Source organism: Niveispirillum sp. BGYR6 (genome assembly GCF_027568365.1).
GTDB lineage: Bacteria > Pseudomonadota > Alphaproteobacteria > Azospirillales > Azospirillaceae > Niveispirillum.
This window is the reverse complement of record NZ_JANLNL010000002.1, coordinates 406,326-423,264: the sequence shown is the minus strand read 5'-3', so window position 1 is coordinate 423,264 and position 16,939 is coordinate 406,326. Positions and strand designations below refer to the sequence as shown.

Genomic DNA, 16,939 nt, shown 5'->3' with positions numbered 1-16,939 from the left:
TAGCCATGGAATGGAACGATGCGGCATCTCTGGTTTACCTGTTCGGCGCTGGCGCTTCTTCTGGTGCAGGCCGGTTGTTCATCGCGTCCCGATGCCCCCTCCGGCCATGGTGGCGGGTTTGCCGGGATGCGGGGCGGGCGGGTGGCGGTCAGCCCGGCGGGGGAGCCGCTAGGCCTGCCCGCGCATGATGAGGCTGCCTATGTCGCCGCCGTCACCCAATGGTTTCAGGCGGCCGATCTGGATAAGGATGGCGTGCTGTCGCGGGCGGAGATGCAGGCGGACACGGCCCGTTTCTTCCAGGCCATGGACAAGGATGGCGACCATGCCGTCAATACCCGCGAACTGGCGGAATATCGCCAAGCCCGGCTGGCGGCGCTGCGTCCGCCCCGGCCCGATGACGGGGAAGGGGGCCGCCAGCCCCGCCGACAGGGACCGCCACCCGACCTTCCTTTGCCGGCCGGCGGTGTCGGCGGGGGGGATGTCGTCATGGCGGCCGACACCAATCTGGATTTCCGCGTCACGCTTGAGGAATTGACCCACAAGGCGCTGGAACGGCTGGCCGCCATGGATGCCGATCACGATGGCCGCGTCACCCTGGCGGAGGTGCAGGCCTGGGCGGAGCAAGCCTATGATGAGAAGCCCAGCCGTGGGCGTGGTGGCGGCGGCGGTCACCGCCGGTCGTCCGGCGGGATGTAACCAGAACCGGAACCGGAAGGGCCTTTGCGCTTTCGGCTTTGCCTGTCATCGGTTAAGCCTTTGATCGCGGTGTGGCCGCTGTGGCGGCTCGGTTCTGGTGCAAAGGCGGGGGTTTCTTGTGGCTGGTGTCTTATCACGGGCTTTGCTGTTGCTCCCCCTGGCGCTTTCCCTGACGGGCTGCGGTGGCGGCAGGGACAAGCTGCCCAATATCCGCTATGCGGCGGTCAGCCCGGCGGGTGAGCTGCTGGCCGCCCCCACCATGGATGCCGATGCCTATCGCGCCGCCATGCTGGGCTGGTTCGACCGGGCCGATACCAACCATGATGGCCGGCTGGACGCGGCGGAGATGCGCGCCGATGCCGGGCGCGCCTTCAAACTCTATGACCAGAATGGCGATGGCTTCGTCACCTCGGCGGAGATGACGGCTTATCGCGTCAATTCCCCCTATCGCGTCCCGCCGGTGCAGGGCGGCGGGCGCATCCGCCCCGGCCGCCTCAATCTGACGGCCGACGAGGCGGATACGGCCAGCCGTGATTCGCAGGGCCGGCCGCAATATCGGATGGGCATCGACCCGGTGATGTCGGCCGATGCCAATGCGGATTTCCGGGTGACATTGGCGGAATTCCTGGCGCAAATGGCCATCCGCCATGGGCAGATGGACCGCAACGGCGATGGCGTCGTCTCCCGCGAGGAGTTCCTGGCCTTCGCCGACGGCCCGATGCGGGCCTGGCGGGAGGAGTAAGGAAATCCGGGCATTCCTGGCCCTTTGCCGGCCCCCTTGCCGGGATGCCCCCTTTTCTCTACATCAATCCGCATCGAAGGCGCTTCCCTGATCCGGCTATTGTGTTAGGTTGGCGCCATCACCACAAAATATAGCGTTGCACCGCCATGGCTTCTCCCTTGTTGACACCGAATCCGGTCTACAAGCCCTTCCGTTATCCCTGGGCCTATGAAGCCTGGCTGACCCAGCAGCGCCTGCATTGGCTGCCGGAAGAAGTGCCGCTGGCCGATGATGTGAAGGATTGGCGCAACAATCTGACGGCGGGGGAACAGAACCTCGTCACCCAGATTTTCCGCTTCTTCACCCAGGCGGATGTCGAGGTGAATAACTGCTATATGCGCCATTACAGCCGCGTCTTCACACCCACCGAGGTATGTATGATGCTGGCTGCCTTCTCCTCCATGGAGACGGTGCATATCGCCGCCTATAGCCACCTGCTCGATACGATCGGGATGCCGGAAGCGGAATACTCGGCCTTCCTCCATTACAAGGAGATGAAGGACAAGTATGATTATATGCATGAATTCAATGTCGACAGCCTGACCGACATTGCCAAGACCCTGGCCGTGTTCGGCGCCTTCACCGAAGGCCTGCAACTGTTCGCCAGCTTCGCCATCCTGATGAATTTCCCCCGGCATAACAAGCTGAAGGGGATGGGCCAGATCGTCACTTGGTCGGTGCGGGATGAGACGCTGCACACCCAATCCATCATCCGCCTGTTCAAGACCTTCATCGCCGAGAATCCGGAGGTCTGGACCGAACAATTGCAGCAGGATCTGTACAAGGCCTGCCAGACGATTGTGGAGCATGAGGATGCCTTCATCGATCTGGCCTTTGAAATGGGACCGATTGACGGGCTGACGGCAGAGGATGTGAAGCGCTATATCCGCTATATCGCCGACCGCCGGCTGGAGCAGCTGGGGCTGAACAATGTCTATCATGTCGGCAAGAACCCGCTGCCCTGGATGGATGCCATCCTGAACGGGATTGAGCACACCAACTTCTTTGAAAATCGCGCCACCGAATATTCCCGCGCCGCCACCAAGGGCAGTTGGGAAGAGGCGTTTGCCGATTGATCTGATGCCGGCGACGGGTCTTGTCGCCGATGTCTGGAGGTTGTTGAGGATTGGCAAAGGGGCCGGTCGGCAGGGCGCTGACCGGCCCCTTTTTCGCTTTGTCATGGTGGCTATCAACGTCGCCAGACTCTCCCGATAATGGCATTTTTCCTGCCCGGTTTTGCCGCCGTTCTGCCATAAGCCAATGGGATTAATACCAGCATAGAAGAACACGGGCGAAACCGCCCCAAAAGGATGCCCAATCATGCGACTGGCAGTGATCCCGCTTGGTGCCGTTCTGTTGCTGTCGGCCTGCGCGTCTGATCCATTCCTGGAAGAGGGCAGGCTGCGCAATCAGGAAATCAGTGAAAGGGTAGTGCGGCTGGCTGAGTTACGGGCCATCTGCGCCGGCACGCCGCAGGTTCCGGGGCGGGCACTGACCCCGGATGAGGCGCTGGAGCAGACAAGCAACATCCTGCGCCTCAAGTCACTCGCCCCGGATATCTGGCCGCAGGTGCCCCTGTTCCACCCCCGTGTGGAGGCGATGCGGGTCGTCTGTGCTGGCGATCCGGCGCGCAATCTCCCCGGCCGCGCCATGAGCCCGGCTGAATGGCAGGAGGTTCTCGCCATTCTTTATCCGCCCAACCCGGAAGGCAGCTATACGACTGGTTCGGTCACCACCAAACCAAGCTATGGGCGGGTGATCTGGGAAGAGGAATATTGGAGCGAACCGGCCTGGCGCCGTGATCGCTATTGGGAATATGAGCGCGATCGCCGTTATCGTGACCGCTACGACGATGATCGTGACTATTATCGTCGGGATAAGGACAAACGCTGGCTGCCGCCCCCACGCGATGAACGGGCCGACCGGGAACGTGAGTTTCAGCGCCAGCGGGCGCAGTTTGAGGCGCAGCGGCGGGCGGAAGAGCGGGCGGCGGCTGAACGGGCAGCGCGGGGCCTGGGCGGCTCGTCCAACTCGTCCATGATGGATGCGGTGCGGGAGCGTGAGGAGCGCGCCCGCCGTGATGCGGTCGAAACCCGCCGCCGCGTGGAGGAGGAGGGGCGCCGTCAGGCTGCTCAACAGCAGGAGGCGCGGGAGCGTGACGACCGTGCCCGGCGCGATGCGGACGAGGCCCGCCGCCGCGTGCAAGAGGAGGGGCGCCGTCAGGCCCAACAGCAGGAAGCGCGGGAGCGTGAAGATCGTGCCCGGCGCGATGCGGACGAGGCCCGCCGCCGTGCGGAGGAGGAGGGACGCCGTCAGGCTCAACAGCAGGAAGCGCGGGAGCGTGAGGACCGCGCCCGCCGGGAGGCCGATGAGGCCCGTCGTCAGGCGGAGGAAGAGGGGCGCCGTCAAGCTCAACAGCAGGAGGCGCGGGAGCGTGAGGATCGCGCCCGCCGTGATGCGGATGAGGCCCGCCGTCAGGCACAACAGCAGGAAGCGCGGGAGCATGAGGAACGTGCCCGCCGGGAGGCAGATGACGCCCGGCGCTTGTTGCAACGTGAGCCTCAGCCGTAAGACGCGGTCATTCTGACCGGTGGATATTGTACCGGTGACGTGCAGATGTCAGGGCTTCGTCGGTTTTTGCGGCGAGATAGGCGACCCGGCTGCTGGACATGCGAAGGCCAACAGGTCGCTGACATCCGCCAGCATAGCCTGTCGGCGCGGCAGCACATCACCGATCAGGAGAATCCTCCCGGGGGGAGAGGAGCTGGCCAAACCCGCCGATCAGGGCTGGAAGTTCATCGGGTGACAGATATTGCACAACAGAATGCACCAGCATCAGATCGATGCTGGCGGGCGGCAATGCGCGCATCTCCGTCGGGCTGATCACCTGAATGCTGGCGTGGCCGGCGAACCGCTGGGCAAGTCCCGTCCGGGCCTGATCCGCCGCCTAGGAGAGAATAAGCCGCGCACAATGTGGGGCAATCAGCGGAGCAGTGTCCGCCCGGCCGGGGCCGAATTCCAACACCGCCGCGGTGGTACAGGGCAATAACGCCTTGTAATCCTGCGCCAGCAACCGGGCATGTTCGCGCTGGTGACGCTCGTCGGCAAACAGGACGTCACCGTCCTGTTGCCAGAATGCCAACCACCCATCCCTTGGGTGCATCAGCTCAGCCGCGGGCCCGCACGCCCAGCATGTGACAGATGGCAACCGTCAGATCAGCCCGGTTCATGGTGTAGAAGTGGAACTGCTTCACACCATGCCGCGCCAGATAACGGCACTGTTCGATGGCGACGGTGGCAGCGACGAGGTGACGGGTTTCCGGCGCCTCGTCCAGCCCCTCAAACAGCTCGCGCATCCAGGCGGGGATGGCGGTATTGCACTTCTCCCCCATCTCCACCGCCTTCTTGAAATTCAGGATCGGCAGGATGCCGGGCACCATGGGCACATCGATGCCAGCGGCGGCCGTCTTGTCGCGGAAGCGCAGGAAGGCGTCGGCATCGAAGAAGAACTGGCTGATGGCCCGGTTGGCCCCGGCATCCACCTTGCGTTTCAGATTATCCAGATCCACCTGGGCGCTGGGTGCCTCCGGATGTACTTCCGGGAAGCAGGCGACGGAAATGTCGAAATCGCCGATACGTTTCAGCCCGGCCACCAGATCGGCGGCATAGGCATAGCCGCCCGGATGCGGTTCATAGCCGCGCCCGCCCAGGCCGCCGCTGCCATCGGCCCGCGGCGGCGGATCACCGCGCAGGGCCACGATATGGCGGATGCCGGCATCCCAATAGGCGCGCGCGATCTCGTCAATCTCTTCCTTGGTCGCCGCCACACAGGTCAGATGGGCGGCGGCGGGAATTCCGGTCTGGTCCTGGATGGCCGTCACCGTGGCATGGGTGCGTTCGCGGGTGGAACCGCCGGCCCCATAGGTGACGGACATGAAGGCCGGCTTCAGCGGGGCCAGCCGATGGATGGCCGCCCAGAGATTTTCATGCATCTTCTCCGTCTTGGGCGGGAAGAATTCGAAACTGACCGTCAGGTCGCCGGGGGCTGTGATCAGGGGGGCCGAAAGATCGGCAACGGGCAGGCTCATGGCGCGGCTCCAGACAGGGCGGCTTGGCGGTTGGACAAAGAAGGGGTTTCAGCCCGGCGCACGGCGCGCCAGATGCAGACAGTCAGCGGATCGCCCGGCAATTGGGTGACAGGTGCGGGGTCCAGCCCCGCCCGTTTCAGCCAGCTGCGTATTTCCGCATCGGTGAAGCCCAGACGGCGGTGGGCATGATCGGTGCGCAGCGATTCCTGTTCATGGCGGTCGAAATCCACCACCAGCATGGTGCCGCCTGGGCGCAGCAGGCGTGCCGCTTCCGCCAGCGCCTCGGCCGGGGTTTCGGCGAAATGCAGCACCTGATGGAAGATCACCGCATCCTGGCTCTGGCCCGGCAGGGCCAACTGGTACATGTCGCCCAGCCGCACCTGGCAATGGCGCAGCCCGGCCTTTTCCAGGTTTACCCGCGCCACCGCCAGCATTTCGCGTGAACTGTCGATGCCCAGCCCATGGCTGATGCGCGGGCCGAACAGTTCCAGCATCCGGCCGGTGCCGGTGCCGACATCCAGCAGATCATGCACGCCCTCAGCCGGCAGCAGCGACAGCAGCGCCTGCTCCACCTCCCGTTCCGGGACATGCAGGCTGCGAATCTGGTGCCAGCGGGCGGCATTCTCGCTGAAATAAAGCTGGGCGGCGGCGCGGCGGCTTTCCTTGATCGTCTCCAGCCGCTCCAGATCCAGCGACAGGCCGGCATCGTCGGCGGGAATCGCATCCACCAGGGTGCGGGCCAGTTCCGCCACATTGCCGCGCTCCGCCAGCCGGTAATAGGCCCAGATGCCTTCACGGAACCGTTCCAGCAACCCCGCCTCGCAGAGCAATTTCAGGTGACGGGACACACGTGGCTGGCTCTGCCCCAGAATCTGGGTAAGCTCAGTCACAGACAATTCGCCATGGGCGCACAGGGACAGCATCCGCAGCCTTGTCGGCTCCGCCGCGGCCTTCAGCGCATTCAACAGAAAATCCATGGCACCTGACCTTTCATTCTCTGTATCAATATATAAAGATATCTTTATGCGCTGTAAATGGCTGCCGTGCATCCATCAGGTGGATGGGCCGGTGATCCGATCGTCGTGCGAAAGCGTTAAGGGCTGATCCGCCCCTTTGCCGGGGTGCCCTGATTGGAGATGGCGAAGCCGATGCAGCCGACGATGCCGATGATCCGCCGTGCCCGGGGCTGGCTGGCCCTGCCTTTTCTTGCCCTTGCGCTGACCGCCTGCGGTACCGGCCCTGACCGGGCGGACCAATATGGCATGGGTGGCAACCTTTATGCCGGCCCCGGCGGCAGCACCCCGGTGGGCGGTGACCCGGCCACCACGGCGCTGCAGGGCAATGCACCGGGGCAGGGGGCTGCTACCCGCCCCCCGTCGACCAATGATCCGCTGGAAGGTTTCAACCGGGCCGTCTTCTGGTTCAATGACGGGGTGGATACGGTGCTGATCCGCCCGCTTGCCGTGGCCTATAAGGCGGTGGTGCCGACGCCGGCCCGCACGGGTGTGCGCAATGTCATGCGCAACCTGCGCAGCCCGCTGGATTTCGCCAACCAGCTTTTGCAGGGCGATGTGGATGGGGCCGGCACCGTGCTGGGGCGTTTTGTCATCAACACCACCGTCGGCCTGGGCGGCCTGATCGATGTCGCGGCGGAGAAGGGGCTCAATTACGAATATGAAAGCCTGGACCAGACCCTGGCGGTCTGGGGCGTGCCGGAGGGCCCCTATCTGGTATTGCCGCTGCTGGGGCCCTCTTCCGTGCGCGATGCCGTGGGCCTTACCGGGGAGGCCTATGCTGATCCGGTGACGAACTGGGCCCAGAACACGGATCGGGACTGGATCGTCTATACCCGTACCGGGCTGGTCGGTCTCAACACACGCGCCGAACTTCTGGAACCTTTGGATGATCTGAAGCGTAATAGTCTCGATTACTATGCCGCGATGCGGTCGCTTTACCGTCAGCGGCGTGATGGCCTGATCCGCGATGGCGCCCCAGATCCGTCCCAATTGCCAGCTATACCGGACTATGGGGATGTCAAACGATAGGAACCGGCCTATCACCACTCCCCGTGACGTCCATCACTGTTTGCCTCGCGGTAAAGAACGATGCTGACGCCAGAAACAAGGACTGAACCCCGTGATGACCATGACCAATAATCGCCGTTCTCTTCTCTCTGGTGCCGCTTTCATGCTGATGGCGGGTTTTGGTGCCGCGATCATGCCTGTTGTGGCGGTGCTGCCGGCGCAGGCCCAGGCGGACCAGGGGGCGAAGGCAGCCGCCGATTTCGTGCAGTCGCTGGGTGACAAGGCCATCGCCACGCTGGCGGATTCCAAGGTCTCCAAGGAACAGACCAAGGAGATTTTCCGCAAGCTGCTGAATGATAATTTCGACGTCGCCACCATCGGCCGTTTCGTGCTGGGCCGGTACTGGAACACGGCGACGGAGCCGCAGCGCAAGGAATATATGGACCTGTTCGAGCAGATGATCGTGGAGGTCTATGCCGAGCGTTTCAGCCAGTATGCGGGTGAGAGCTTCAAGGTCAGCGGCGCCCAGCCGGCCGGCCAGCGTGACGCGGTGGTGGTCAGCCAGGTGCTGCGCCCCAGCGGCCCGCCGGTGAATGTGGCTTGGCGCGTGCGGGCCAAGGATGGTGGCGGTTACAAGATCGTCGACGTGGTGGTGGAGAATGTCTCCATGAGCCAGACCCAGCGTTCGGAATTCGCCTCCGTGATTGAGAATAATGGCGGCAAGTTCGACGCCCTGCTGGAAGCGCTGCGCCAGCGCATCAGCCATCCGGCGGCTGCCACCCCGTAAGGCCTTTAGCTTATCCCCTGTTTTTCCATGGCCCGCCGGTCTCTCTCCGGCGGGCCATTTCCATCTCCGGCGGATGGCCCCATGCTGCGTGAATGGCTGATCAGCCTCAGAACCCGATGCCCCAAGGGCTTGGTGGCGCTGGGCTATCGTTATGCGGCGGTGGCCTGCCTCAGCCGCGCCGAACGTTGTGCGGCGGCCTGGGCCCCCCATCAGCGACAGACCCGCAACGCCATCATCAAGGCCATGGCCGATACATCGCCGGATCGGGATACGGCCTTGATCCTGGGTTCTGGTCCCTGCCTGGATTTACCCATGGCGGAACTGCTGGCCCGCTTCCCCCGTTTGTTGCTGGTGGATGTGGCCCATCCACCGCCGGCCCGGCACCTGGCGGCACGCCATCCGGGGATAGAGCTGGTGACACAGGAACTGACCGGCATGGCCGACGCCTGGAAAGCCGGAGAGGGGGGCACAAAGGCGGCGCCCCCGATCACCGCTTTTTGGGATGATCCGCGCATCGGCCTTGTCGTTTCCGCCAATCTGGTCTCGCAATTGCCGCTGGTGCCCTTGCGTCAGGCCCTGCGGCGGCAGCCGGAAACCGACAGGGCGGCCCTGGGCCGGGCCATTGTGGAAGCCCATCTGGCCCATCTGCGCGGCTTTGCCTGCCCGACCCTGCTGGTTGGCGATATACGCCGCCATGTGCTGAATGATCAGGGGGTAGTGGTGGAGGTGGAAGACCCGCTGTTCGGCGCCAGCCTGCCCCCCGGTCCCGAATGGGATTGGACCGTTGCCCCGGTGGGGGAGATTGCCGACCGCTGGTCGATCATCAATCGGGTGCGGGCGGCGCGGCTGGATAGCCGGCGGATCAATTAATGGTCGGATCGTCCGGCAGGGCTGGATAGCGGGCAAGAATCGCCGCATAGGTGCCATCGGCCTTGATCCGCTGCAGCCCCTCGTTAAAGCGGGCAGCCTGGGCCGGGTCGCGAAAGCCGGCGCTGTAGGGGCTGGGTGCAAACAGCCGGTGTTCTGTCACCGGCGTTGGCCCCAGATGGTGACGCAGGATGCGGGCATCGGCGATCAGCACATCATAGCGTTCATAGAGCAGGCCCGCCGCCTGCAGCGCCTGTTTGGGCTCCTCCCGATAGAAAGGACAGCCCGCGACGGCGGCGGCGAATTCCGGCCCCAGGGTCTGGGTGGCACGCTGGAAGGCCAGCACCCGGTAACGGCCAAGATCGGCCATCCGCTCCAGCTTTATCCGTCGCTCCCGCAGGCTCATGGCCACGTTTTGATAGGTGAGATAGCTGTCGGTCAGGGTCACGCCCTGCGGCGGCTGGCCGACCACCGGGGCGAATGCCTCCACCGCCTTGCCATCGGCGGCCACGGCCAGCCGCGCATTGGACCCCAGATAGGGCACCAGCTCCATGCCCGCCGCCTGCATCACGGCCTGGATAATCTCATATTCCAGCCCGGCCAGCCGTCCGTCCGGCTGCATTTCCACCATCGGCGCCGCTTCCCGCAGGCCGAACCGCACGACCTCCCCCCGCACATTGGCGGGAAGACCGGGCAGCACCAGAATCAGCATCAAGACCAATGGCCAGGAGCGGGCCATGTACTTGCCTTTCCAAGATGGTTGCAGCACCCCGGCGGGGTTTCCAACCGGCCGGGGTGCTGGCAACCATCATGCGACAATGTCGCTGGCCCGTCGCGCCTGCGCTGCGATCAAAGGGATAGGAATTTGGCTGGGTGCAAATCCAGTGGATTATCCACCCAACCTTTCAGCGCCGGATTGACCAGGCGGCGGCTGGATTGCCGCATGATCGGGATCATCGGCATATCGGCCATGGCGATGTTTTCTGCCGCCGCCAGGGCCGCCCTGAATCCCTCCAGGCTCAGGCTGGCATCCACCGCTTCCATCGCCTTATCGAACACCGGGTTGCGATAACCCGGCCCCAACGCCTCCGCACGGGAGCGCAGCAGGTTGAGATATTCGGTCACCAACCCCACCGCCCAGGAAATGCGGGCGAAATCCGGATAGGAATGTTCCTTCATCCGGCTGACCACCACCTTGAATTCCTGGTTGGATAGGGTGGTCTTCACGCCCAGCACCTGTTGCCACATGGCGGCCACCGCCACGGCGACCTGCCGGTTCAGTTCGTTGGTGTTGTACAGCAGTTCGACGGGGGGCAGGGTCTGGCCGCCGGCGCCGTAACCAGCCTCCGCGAACAGGCGGCGGGCCAGGGCCACCCGGTCAGCATCGCCCAGCTTTGCCCAGTCCGGCTCCGGCGGCTGATAGCCGACCAGCCCCGGCGGCGTCATGCTGTAGGCTGGCGGCTCATTCCCCCGGGCGATCTTCTCCACAATGGTCTTGCGGTCGATGGCAATCGCCAGGGCTTGGCGCAGCTTGGCATTCTCCTTCCAAGGCGCACGGGTCAGGTTGGGCACCAGGAAGAAGGTGGAGGCGCGGGGCGCCAGCCGCAGACTGTCGGCCAGATTGCTGCGCGCCCAATCCAGCTGGGTGGGCGGCACCTCCTTGGTGGCCACCAGTTCCCCGCTGCGGAAACGCTTCATCTCCGTCTGCAAGTCTTCGGTGACATGGTAATTCACCGCACTGGCGGCGATGCTGGCCGCGCCATGGTAATGCGGGTTGCGCTTCAGGGCATAATGGCTCTGCGGGATGGCGGCATCCAGGATAAAGGGGCCATTGCCCACCAGCTTGCCCGGCTGGGGGAAGCTGTCGCCATGCTTTTCCACCGAGGCGCGGTGCAGGGGGCTCAGCACCCAATAGGCGGTATAGACGGTCAGATCCGGCTTGGGATGTTCCAGCAGTACTTCCAGCTGATAGGGACCGACAGCCCGCACGCCCAGTTCCGCCGGCGGCTTTTCCCCCCGCATGATCGGCATGGCGTTGCGGATGGGGGCGATCCATTCCGGCAGGCCCAGCCGGGTGGCAGGCGTCACGGCGCGGCGCCAGGCGAACACAAAATCATCGGCTGTCACCGGGCTGCCATCAGACCATTTAGCATCCTGGCGCAGGGTGAAATTCCAGCGCAGCCCGTCAGCGCTGGTTTCCCAGGAGGTGGCGACACCGGCAACCACATTGCCAGCGGCGTCGAAGCTGGTCAGCCCCTCCCAGAGTTCCACGAACAAGGCACCGGCCACAATGGTGGTGGAACGGTGCGGGTCGGCCGTGTCGATATCGGGGCCAAGGCCGATATTCAGGATCGTTGGCGTTGCCGCCAGACTGGCCGTCCCTGGCAGGCCAAGGGCCAGCCCCAGGGACAGGCCGCCGCCCATAATGCTGCGCCGTGTGATGTTGGTCATGGGGGTTGCACTATCTCCCGGTCTGCGCAATCGGCGGCACAGACTGTCTGGTCAGGTGCCCTCTGTCCATCCTCAATCCACACCGAAATTGTGCCGCGCCTGTGCCCTTGCTGCGCCATAAAGCCACGTGACATTGATGATCTGTCCGGCGATGGCCGGAAGACAGCAGGATGGGAGGGGGGCAGGCGGCCCATGGTGGGTAGGTTGGCCCCTTGGACAGAAGATGAAGAAGATCGGTGCGATCACCCTTGGGTTGGCAAGCATGGCTTGGTCGGGGGCGGCCCTGGCCGGGGCGGTGACGCTTTATGCCGAACCGGACTTCCGGGGGGATCGCATCACCATCCGCGATGATGTCGATTCGCTGGCCAAGATTCCGCCTTGGAATGACCGGGCCCGCTCCGTCATCGTGCATTCGGGTGTCTGGGAAATCTGCAAGGATAAGCGCTACGATCATTGCCAGACCTTCGCCGGCGGCGCCCGCATCGCCAATACGGCGGAGGTGAAGAACCTGCGCGGTGGCATCAGCTCCCTGCGGGAGGTGCAGGATAACTGGCGCGACGGGCGCGACCGCGATTGGGATGACCGGCGCTGGGATAACCGGCGGTGGGAGGATGATCGCCGGCCGGGCTGGGGCCAGCGCGACCCGTGGGAGGATAATCGCCGGCCAGATCGGCGCGCCGATGATGATGGGATCATCTGGGATAATCGCGGCAACAAGGATCGGGGCGACCCGTGGGATGCCAATCCCAACCCCACCAACAGCTGCCAGCGGGAGGTGCAGAAAGCCTTCATCCAGCGCTATGGCTTGAGCGGCAGTTCGCGCTTCACCGGCAATGAGTATGAGGGCAACATCTGGTGGGAAGGCCAGCGCTGGAACTATCGCTGCAGCGGCGGCCAGATCAATATCTGGCAGTAATCCCTGAAGCTATGGATCATGCAGACGCCGGGCGGCGGCATCCGCCGCCTTGGCTTACGCGCCCATGCGGGCGCGGGCCAGCGGTCGCTGGCCTCCAAGGCGCATGTCCCCCACCGCCCCTTCATAGCCGCTTTGCTTTGCATCCCCGTGGCGGCGGGGCGGGGGGCGGCCTATATTTGCGCCCATGAACAGCCTTGGTCTCGATAAGTCGCCCGCCGACACCCGCGTCGTCGTCGCCATGTCCGGCGGCGTCGACAGTTCCGTTGCCGCCGCCATGTTGAAGCGGGAGGGCTATGATGTCGTCGGCATCACCCTGCAGCTTTATGATTACGGGATGACGGTGGGCAAAAAGGGGGCCTGCTGTGCGGGCCAAGATATCTATGATGCCCGCCGCGTGGCCGACCAGATCGAGATCCCGCATTATGTGCTGGATTACGAAAGCCGGTTTCGCAATTCGGTGATGGATGATTTCGTCGATACCTATCTGAAGGGCGAAACCCCCATCCCCTGCGTGCGCTGCAACCAGACGGTCAAGTTCAAGGATCTGCTGGATCAGGCGCGCGAACTGGGGGCCGACTGCATGGCCACCGGCCATTATGCCCGCCGCTTTGTGGGCGATGATGGCAAGGCGCAGATGCTGCGCGGGGCGGACCATAGCCGCGACCAGTCTTATTTCCTGTTTGCCACCACCCAGGAACAGCTGGATTTCCTGCGCTTCCCCCTGGGCATGAAGCCGAAGACGGAAACCCGCGCCATCGCGGATGAGCTGGGTCTGGCCGTGGCGGACAAGCCGGACAGCCAGGATATCTGCTTCGTGCCCACCGGCGGTTACGCCAAGGTGGTGGAAAAGCTGCGCCCCGGTGCCGTGCGGCCGGGGGAGATTGTGCATGTCGATGGCACATTGATGGGCCGGCATGACGGGGTGATCAACTACACTGTCGGCCAGCGCCGGGGCCTTGGCATCGGCGGCCGCAAGGGGGAGGGCGGGGACGAGGCTGATCCGCTCTATGTCGTGCGTGTCGACCCCGTGGCCAATCAGGTGATTGTCGGCCCGCGCGCCGCACTCGCCCGTGACCGGGTGCAGGTGCGGGAGGTCAATTGGCTGGGTAACCCGGCTGTGGGCGTACCGATGCCGGTGATGGTGAAGCTGCGCTCCGCCCAGAACCCGGCGCCGGCCGTGCTGCTGCTGCATGGCGACGGCAATGCCACTTTGGATCTGGAGGAGGCGCAGTATGGCATCTCCCCCGGTCAGGCCGCCGTTTTCTATGATGGGGAGCGGATGCTGGGCGGTGGCTGGATCAGCGGAACGGCCCAGCGGCGCGCTGCCGCCTGATCCAGAGAAGGCGGATGATGACCCAGGGTGTGACCAGAATCGCCACCTGGGTCAGATAGCTGACCAGATTGAACAAGGGCTGCTGCGTTGCCCCCCGGATATAGCCCCACCAGAATTGGGTGACGGGGGTGCGAAGGGGGGCAACCAGCCCGTCCCAGACGCTGCGCACGCCATCGGGCAGGAAATCGAAGGGCAGGCCGGGCACCACCACGAAGGCAAAGGCCAGCAGGATGGCGGGGATCAGGTAAAGCGACGGGCGGCGGTTGCGGGCCATGGGGACACTCCCTGGGGAAGGCTTTGGCGCCTCCGATGCCCGCCATGGTAGGGGTGATGACCCGCCAGTTCAATCGTGACAGGGCGGGCCCAGCGTCAGTTCAGACACCAGGGCCGGATAATGCACCGCCCGGTTCTTACCGCGCTTCTTGGCTTCATAAAGTGCGGCATCGGCATGTTTCAGCAATGTCTCGGCATCCTCTCCGTCCAGCGGCCAGACGGCGATGCCGATACTGCAGCCCACGTTCACCGTCACACCCCCATCCTGGATGCTGACCGGCTGTGCCACGGCGGCCAGCAGGCGGGCGGCCACCGCCGCCCCCTCCGCATGGCCATCCGCCCCGTCACAGGGCAGCAAGGCGGCGAACTCGTCGCCGCCGATGCGGGCGATCAGGTCATTCTGGCGCAGCACGGCGGAAAACCGTGCCCCCACCTGCCACAGCACCGCATCGCCGGCATCATGACCATATAGGTCATTCACTGGCTTGAACCCGTCCAGATCAATATAAAGGGCGACCAGCTGTTCATCTGTGGCCTGGGCGCGGGCCAGCGCCAGTCCCAGATAATGGTCGAAAAAATGCCGGTTGGGCAGGGCCGTCACCTTGTCCTGATAGGCAATATCCTCCATCTGGGCCAGCGCCTTTTCGGAGGCGATCAGGGCACCGTTGCTGGTCACCAGATTATTGATCAGATCGCCCAGGGTCTGCGACAGGATGCGGGTTTCGTGGGCCCCGCCCACCATGGGGATGGCGGCATCCTTGTCACCCTGGCGGATGCGTTCCGCCGCCTTGGTGATGGCGCGCAGGGGGCGGGTGATGATGCCGGCGGTCAGCCAGCCAATGCCGCCCAGCAGGGCGGCCAGCAGCATCCCCACCAGATAGACCCGGTTCCGCATATGCTGGACAGCCTGCATGGCCTTGTCCATGGGCTGGCGGACAATCACCGTCCAGCCCAGATCCTTGACCATTGCCCCCTCCACCCCGGTGGAATAGCCTGTGAGATAGGCATGATCATCCGGCCAACGCCGTTCCTCCCACCCCCGTTGTCCGGGGCGGGGGGTGAAGGCCAGCGGATGGCCGATCATCGTCGCTGGCCCCAGCAGCACAGTGCCTTCGCGGGCGACGACAATCACCTCCATCCCCTCATGGTTGGAGACAGGCCGCAGCAGGTTGCGGGCCAGATCGCGCACCCAGGTCCAGCTGTAATGCATGGCCAGCACACCGACGACTGCGCCATCCGGCCCCGGAATCGGCGCGGCGACATCAACGAATTTCATCGGTTCCCCGGTCGGGTTGGGCAGCAGGGAAGCCAGCATGACGGCATCATGCACATCGCCGAGAAACAGGCCCTTGCGTCCTTCCAGAAAAACCGGCCGGCTGGCGATGCTCTTGCCGGTCAGGATGCCCCGGCTGCCGGCAATCACATTGCCCTGCGCGTCGGTGATGCCGATCCAGGAGGCGGTTGGGTCCAGGGAGACGATCTCATCCACCGTGCGCTGGGCATGGACCGGATCGGTCAGCCCACCGAACTGGGTCAACAGCAGGGCCTGGCTGGCCCGGTGGCGCATATCGCCATTGATCTTGTCGGCCATGCCATCGGCGATGCTGGCCAACATGCTGCCCACCTCCCGTCGCAGGGTGATCTGGGCCTCCCGCTCCATATAGGCGCCACACAGGGCTGTGGTCGTCGCTGTCAGAATCAGGAAAGACAGGCCGATGATGCTGCGCAGGCTGAGCATGGGTGATGCTCCGGGGGCGGTTCCAGGGGACGAAGCGCCACCGCCGGGATCGCGGGCCGCCACACGAGGGGAAGGTTTACCCGTAATTAACCGAGCCTTCCGCCGGTGCAAACGGCGTTCCCTCTATCCATTCGGTGAGGAAATCATTCAAAGGGGTGGTGAGGGGGAGGGGCCAAAACAAAACGCCCCGCCGGGCACTGGGGCCGGCGGGGCGACTGAATGGTGGCACTGGCGTGATTTGAACACGCGACCAAGGGCTTATGAGTCCCCTGCTCTACCGCTGAGCTACAGTGCCGAAACCCGGGCCCAGAGGGCCGAATGCCGTGATGTAGAAAATACGGCGTATATCCTGTCGTCGGGAAGGGATGGTGGCACTGGCGTGATTTGAACACGCGACCAAGGGCTTATGAGTCCCCTGCTCTACCGCTGAGCTACAGTGCCATCGACCGCCATTCCGATCGGGAGCCGCTGTGTAGATAAAACAGCTGCTTTCGTCAAGTCTCTTTTTTAGTTTTCTTCCGTGCCCTTGATCGTCTGTTCCAGCCAGGCGCGGTAGCGGCCCAACCTTGTGCCATCATGACCCGGCCAGCCGGCGCGGCTGGCATAGATTTCCGCCTCGCGCCGGCTGGCGGCCCAGCAATTTACCTCTGTCCACTGGCCCGCCTCATCGCGCCAGCGGAACACGAACGGGGCGGGGGCGGGTGTGGACATGGTGGGGGCACCGGGCGCGGCTGTCATGCGGGACAGAATGCCGCGTGAAGCCGGTGCCTGTCCATCTGATACCAAGGGGCATGTTCCATGCCCCTTGGAGGCCGGCGACCGCCGGCCCGTGCCCCATGGGCGCGTAAGCCAAGCTGCCGGAGGCAGCGCCCGGCGCTTGAGGGAAATTGGTCATACCAAGGGGCATGGGGCTGTCCGCAACTCAGCAGGAGTGCCGGCCCCTTGGCCTGTCGATTTTCCCGATGGGTGCAATTGCATAGGGTGT

At 64.3% G+C, this 16,939-nt stretch carries 18 protein-coding genes and 2 tRNA genes; 9 read left to right on the top strand and 11 right to left on the bottom strand.

Annotated elements, in window-relative coordinates; translation table 11 throughout:
* The first annotated feature begins 18 nt into the window (after positions 1–18).
* The 4 genes from PCJ49_RS05910 (at position 19) to PCJ49_RS05895 (ending at position 4,048) form a co-directional block, all read left to right on the top strand.
* Complete coding sequence (locus PCJ49_RS05910) at positions 19–696, top strand: hypothetical protein (RefSeq protein WP_269910146.1); 678 nt, start codon at positions 19–21, stop codon at positions 694–696.
* Positions 697–844: 148 nt separating this feature from the next.
* Positions 845–1,438: an EF-hand domain-containing protein gene (locus PCJ49_RS05905; RefSeq protein ID WP_269910145.1), complete on the top strand. Its 594-nt coding sequence runs from the start codon at positions 845–847 to the stop codon at positions 1,436–1,438.
* A gap of 146 nt (positions 1,439–1,584) precedes the next feature.
* Entirely contained in the window at positions 1,585–2,553 is a 969-nt protein-coding gene (locus tag PCJ49_RS05900; protein ID WP_269910144.1) for a ribonucleotide-diphosphate reductase subunit beta, read from the top strand.
* Positions 2,554–2,797: 244 nt separating this feature from the next.
* Positions 2,798–4,048: a hypothetical protein gene (locus PCJ49_RS05895; RefSeq protein ID WP_269910143.1), complete on the top strand. Its 1,251-nt coding sequence runs from the start codon at positions 2,798–2,800 to the stop codon at positions 4,046–4,048.
* Positions 4,049–4,205: 157 nt separating this feature from the next.
* Here PCJ49_RS05895 and PCJ49_RS05890 read toward each other — a convergent pair whose 3' ends face one another.
* The 4 genes from PCJ49_RS05890 to PCJ49_RS05875 are packed head-to-tail and all read right to left on the bottom strand — an operon-like array spanning position 4,206 to position 6,542.
* A complete protein-coding gene (locus PCJ49_RS05890) occupies positions 4,206–4,364 on the bottom strand; it encodes a hypothetical protein (protein WP_269910142.1) in 159 nt (52 codons plus the stop codon).
* A gap of 60 nt (positions 4,365–4,424) precedes the next feature.
* Entirely contained in the window at positions 4,425–4,619 is a 195-nt protein-coding gene (locus PCJ49_RS05885; protein ID WP_269910141.1) for a hypothetical protein, read from the bottom strand.
* Between the two features lie 25 nt (positions 4,620–4,644).
* Positions 4,645–5,565 (bottom strand): methylenetetrahydrofolate reductase, encoded by a 921-nt coding sequence (metF, locus tag PCJ49_RS05880; RefSeq protein ID WP_269910140.1) that lies wholly within the window; start codon positions 5,563–5,565, stop codon positions 4,645–4,647.
* Positions 5,562–6,542 carry a metalloregulator ArsR/SmtB family transcription factor gene (locus PCJ49_RS05875; RefSeq protein WP_269910139.1) on the bottom strand — a complete coding sequence of 327 codons (981 nt, stop codon included), beginning with the start codon at positions 6,540–6,542 and terminating at the stop codon, positions 5,562–5,564. The genes metF and PCJ49_RS05875 overlap by 4 nt, the downstream gene beginning before the upstream one ends.
* A gap of 159 nt (positions 6,543–6,701) precedes the next feature.
* Between PCJ49_RS05875 and PCJ49_RS05870 the strand changes: the two genes are divergently transcribed.
* From PCJ49_RS05870 to PCJ49_RS05860, 3 genes are all read left to right on the top strand, one after another.
* Entirely contained in the window at positions 6,702–7,610 is a 909-nt protein-coding gene (locus PCJ49_RS05870; protein WP_269910138.1) for a VacJ family lipoprotein, read from the top strand.
* Positions 7,611–7,704: 94 nt separating this feature from the next.
* The gene (locus tag PCJ49_RS05865; protein WP_269910137.1) at positions 7,705–8,376 is read left to right on the top strand and encodes an ABC transporter substrate-binding protein; all 672 of its coding nucleotides are present in this window, start codon (positions 7,705–7,707) and stop codon (positions 8,374–8,376) included.
* Positions 8,377–8,457: 81 nt separating this feature from the next.
* Positions 8,458–9,246, top strand: a complete 789-nt coding sequence (locus tag PCJ49_RS05860) for a hypothetical protein (RefSeq protein ID WP_269910136.1) — start codon at positions 8,458–8,460, stop codon at positions 9,244–9,246.
* Here PCJ49_RS05860 and PCJ49_RS05855 read toward each other — a convergent pair.
* Both PCJ49_RS05855 and PCJ49_RS05850 read right to left on the bottom strand, forming a co-directional pair.
* Positions 9,239–9,982 (bottom strand): transporter substrate-binding domain-containing protein, encoded by a 744-nt coding sequence (locus tag PCJ49_RS05855; protein WP_269910135.1) that lies wholly within the window; start codon positions 9,980–9,982, stop codon positions 9,239–9,241. The two genes, PCJ49_RS05860 and PCJ49_RS05855, sit on opposite strands and share 8 nt — an antisense overlap.
* A gap of 110 nt (positions 9,983–10,092) precedes the next feature.
* Positions 10,093–11,694, bottom strand: coding sequence for a peptide ABC transporter substrate-binding protein (locus tag PCJ49_RS05850; RefSeq protein WP_269910134.1), 1,602 nt, complete (start codon positions 11,692–11,694; stop codon positions 10,093–10,095).
* Between the two features lie 223 nt (positions 11,695–11,917).
* Here PCJ49_RS05850 and PCJ49_RS05845 point away from each other — a divergent pair, with 223 nt between their 5' ends.
* A complete protein-coding gene (locus tag PCJ49_RS05845) occupies positions 11,918–12,610 on the top strand; it encodes a beta/gamma crystallin-related protein (protein WP_269910133.1) in 693 nt (230 codons plus the stop codon).
* A gap of 184 nt (positions 12,611–12,794) precedes the next feature.
* Positions 12,795–13,943: a tRNA 2-thiouridine(34) synthase MnmA gene (mnmA, locus tag PCJ49_RS05840; RefSeq protein ID WP_269910132.1), complete on the top strand. Its 1,149-nt coding sequence runs from the start codon at positions 12,795–12,797 to the stop codon at positions 13,941–13,943.
* Here mnmA and PCJ49_RS05835 read toward each other — a convergent pair.
* The 5 genes from PCJ49_RS05835 to PCJ49_RS05815 form a co-directional block, all read right to left on the bottom strand.
* Complete coding sequence (locus PCJ49_RS05835; protein ID WP_269910131.1) at positions 13,909–14,217, bottom strand: hypothetical protein; 309 nt, start codon at positions 14,215–14,217, stop codon at positions 13,909–13,911. The two genes, mnmA and PCJ49_RS05835, sit on opposite strands and share 35 nt — an antisense overlap.
* Before the next feature lie 69 nt (positions 14,218–14,286).
* Positions 14,287–15,954 (bottom strand): GGDEF domain-containing protein, encoded by a 1,668-nt coding sequence (locus tag PCJ49_RS05830; protein WP_269910130.1) that lies wholly within the window; start codon positions 15,952–15,954, stop codon positions 14,287–14,289.
* Positions 15,955–16,174: 220 nt separating this feature from the next.
* Positions 16,175–16,249 (bottom strand) — tRNA-Met (locus tag PCJ49_RS05825).
* 71 nt (positions 16,250–16,320) lie between these two features.
* Positions 16,321–16,395, bottom strand: a tRNA-Met gene (locus tag PCJ49_RS05820).
* A gap of 66 nt (positions 16,396–16,461) precedes the next feature.
* Positions 16,462–16,665 carry a hypothetical protein gene (locus PCJ49_RS05815; protein WP_143270702.1) on the bottom strand — a complete coding sequence of 68 codons (204 nt, stop codon included), beginning with the start codon at positions 16,663–16,665 and terminating at the stop codon, positions 16,462–16,464.
* Positions 16,666–16,939 lie beyond the last annotated feature (274 nt).

Excerpts from the sequence above, each read along its gene's own strand:
- PCJ49_RS05850 (WP_269910134.1), bottom strand. The coding sequence starts at position 11,694 with ATGACCAACATCACACGGCGCAGCATTATGGGCGGCGGCCTGTCCCTG.
- PCJ49_RS05900 (WP_269910144.1), top strand. The coding sequence starts at position 1,585 with ATGGCTTCTCCCTTGTTGACACCGAATCCGGTCTACAAGCCCTTCCGT.
- PCJ49_RS05895 (WP_269910143.1), top strand. The coding sequence starts at position 2,798 with ATGCGACTGGCAGTGATCCCGCTTGGTGCCGTTCTGTTGCTGTCGGCC.
- PCJ49_RS05835 (WP_269910131.1), bottom strand. The coding sequence starts at position 14,217 with ATGGCCCGCAACCGCCGCCCGTCGCTTTACCTGATCCCCGCCATCCTG.
- PCJ49_RS05845 (WP_269910133.1), top strand. The coding sequence starts at position 11,918 with ATGAAGAAGATCGGTGCGATCACCCTTGGGTTGGCAAGCATGGCTTGG.
- PCJ49_RS05910 (WP_269910146.1), top strand. The coding sequence starts at position 19 with ATGCGGCATCTCTGGTTTACCTGTTCGGCGCTGGCGCTTCTTCTGGTG.
- PCJ49_RS05865 (WP_269910137.1), top strand. The coding sequence starts at position 7,705 with ATGACCATGACCAATAATCGCCGTTCTCTTCTCTCTGGTGCCGCTTTC.
- metF (WP_269910140.1), bottom strand. The coding sequence starts at position 5,565 with ATGAGCCTGCCCGTTGCCGATCTTTCGGCCCCCCTGATCACAGCCCCC.
- mnmA (WP_269910132.1), top strand. The coding sequence starts at position 12,795 with ATGAACAGCCTTGGTCTCGATAAGTCGCCCGCCGACACCCGCGTCGTC.
- PCJ49_RS05860 (WP_269910136.1), top strand. The coding sequence starts at position 8,458 with ATGCTGCGTGAATGGCTGATCAGCCTCAGAACCCGATGCCCCAAGGGC.
- PCJ49_RS05875 (WP_269910139.1), bottom strand. The coding sequence starts at position 6,542 with ATGGATTTTCTGTTGAATGCGCTGAAGGCCGCGGCGGAGCCGACAAGG.
- PCJ49_RS05815 (WP_143270702.1), bottom strand. The coding sequence starts at position 16,665 with ATGTCCACACCCGCCCCCGCCCCGTTCGTGTTCCGCTGGCGCGATGAG.
- PCJ49_RS05855 (WP_269910135.1), bottom strand. The coding sequence starts at position 9,982 with ATGGCCCGCTCCTGGCCATTGGTCTTGATGCTGATTCTGGTGCTGCCC.
- PCJ49_RS05830 (WP_269910130.1), bottom strand. The coding sequence starts at position 15,954 with ATGCTCAGCCTGCGCAGCATCATCGGCCTGTCTTTCCTGATTCTGACA.
- PCJ49_RS05870 (WP_269910138.1), top strand. The coding sequence starts at position 6,702 with ATGGCGAAGCCGATGCAGCCGACGATGCCGATGATCCGCCGTGCCCGG.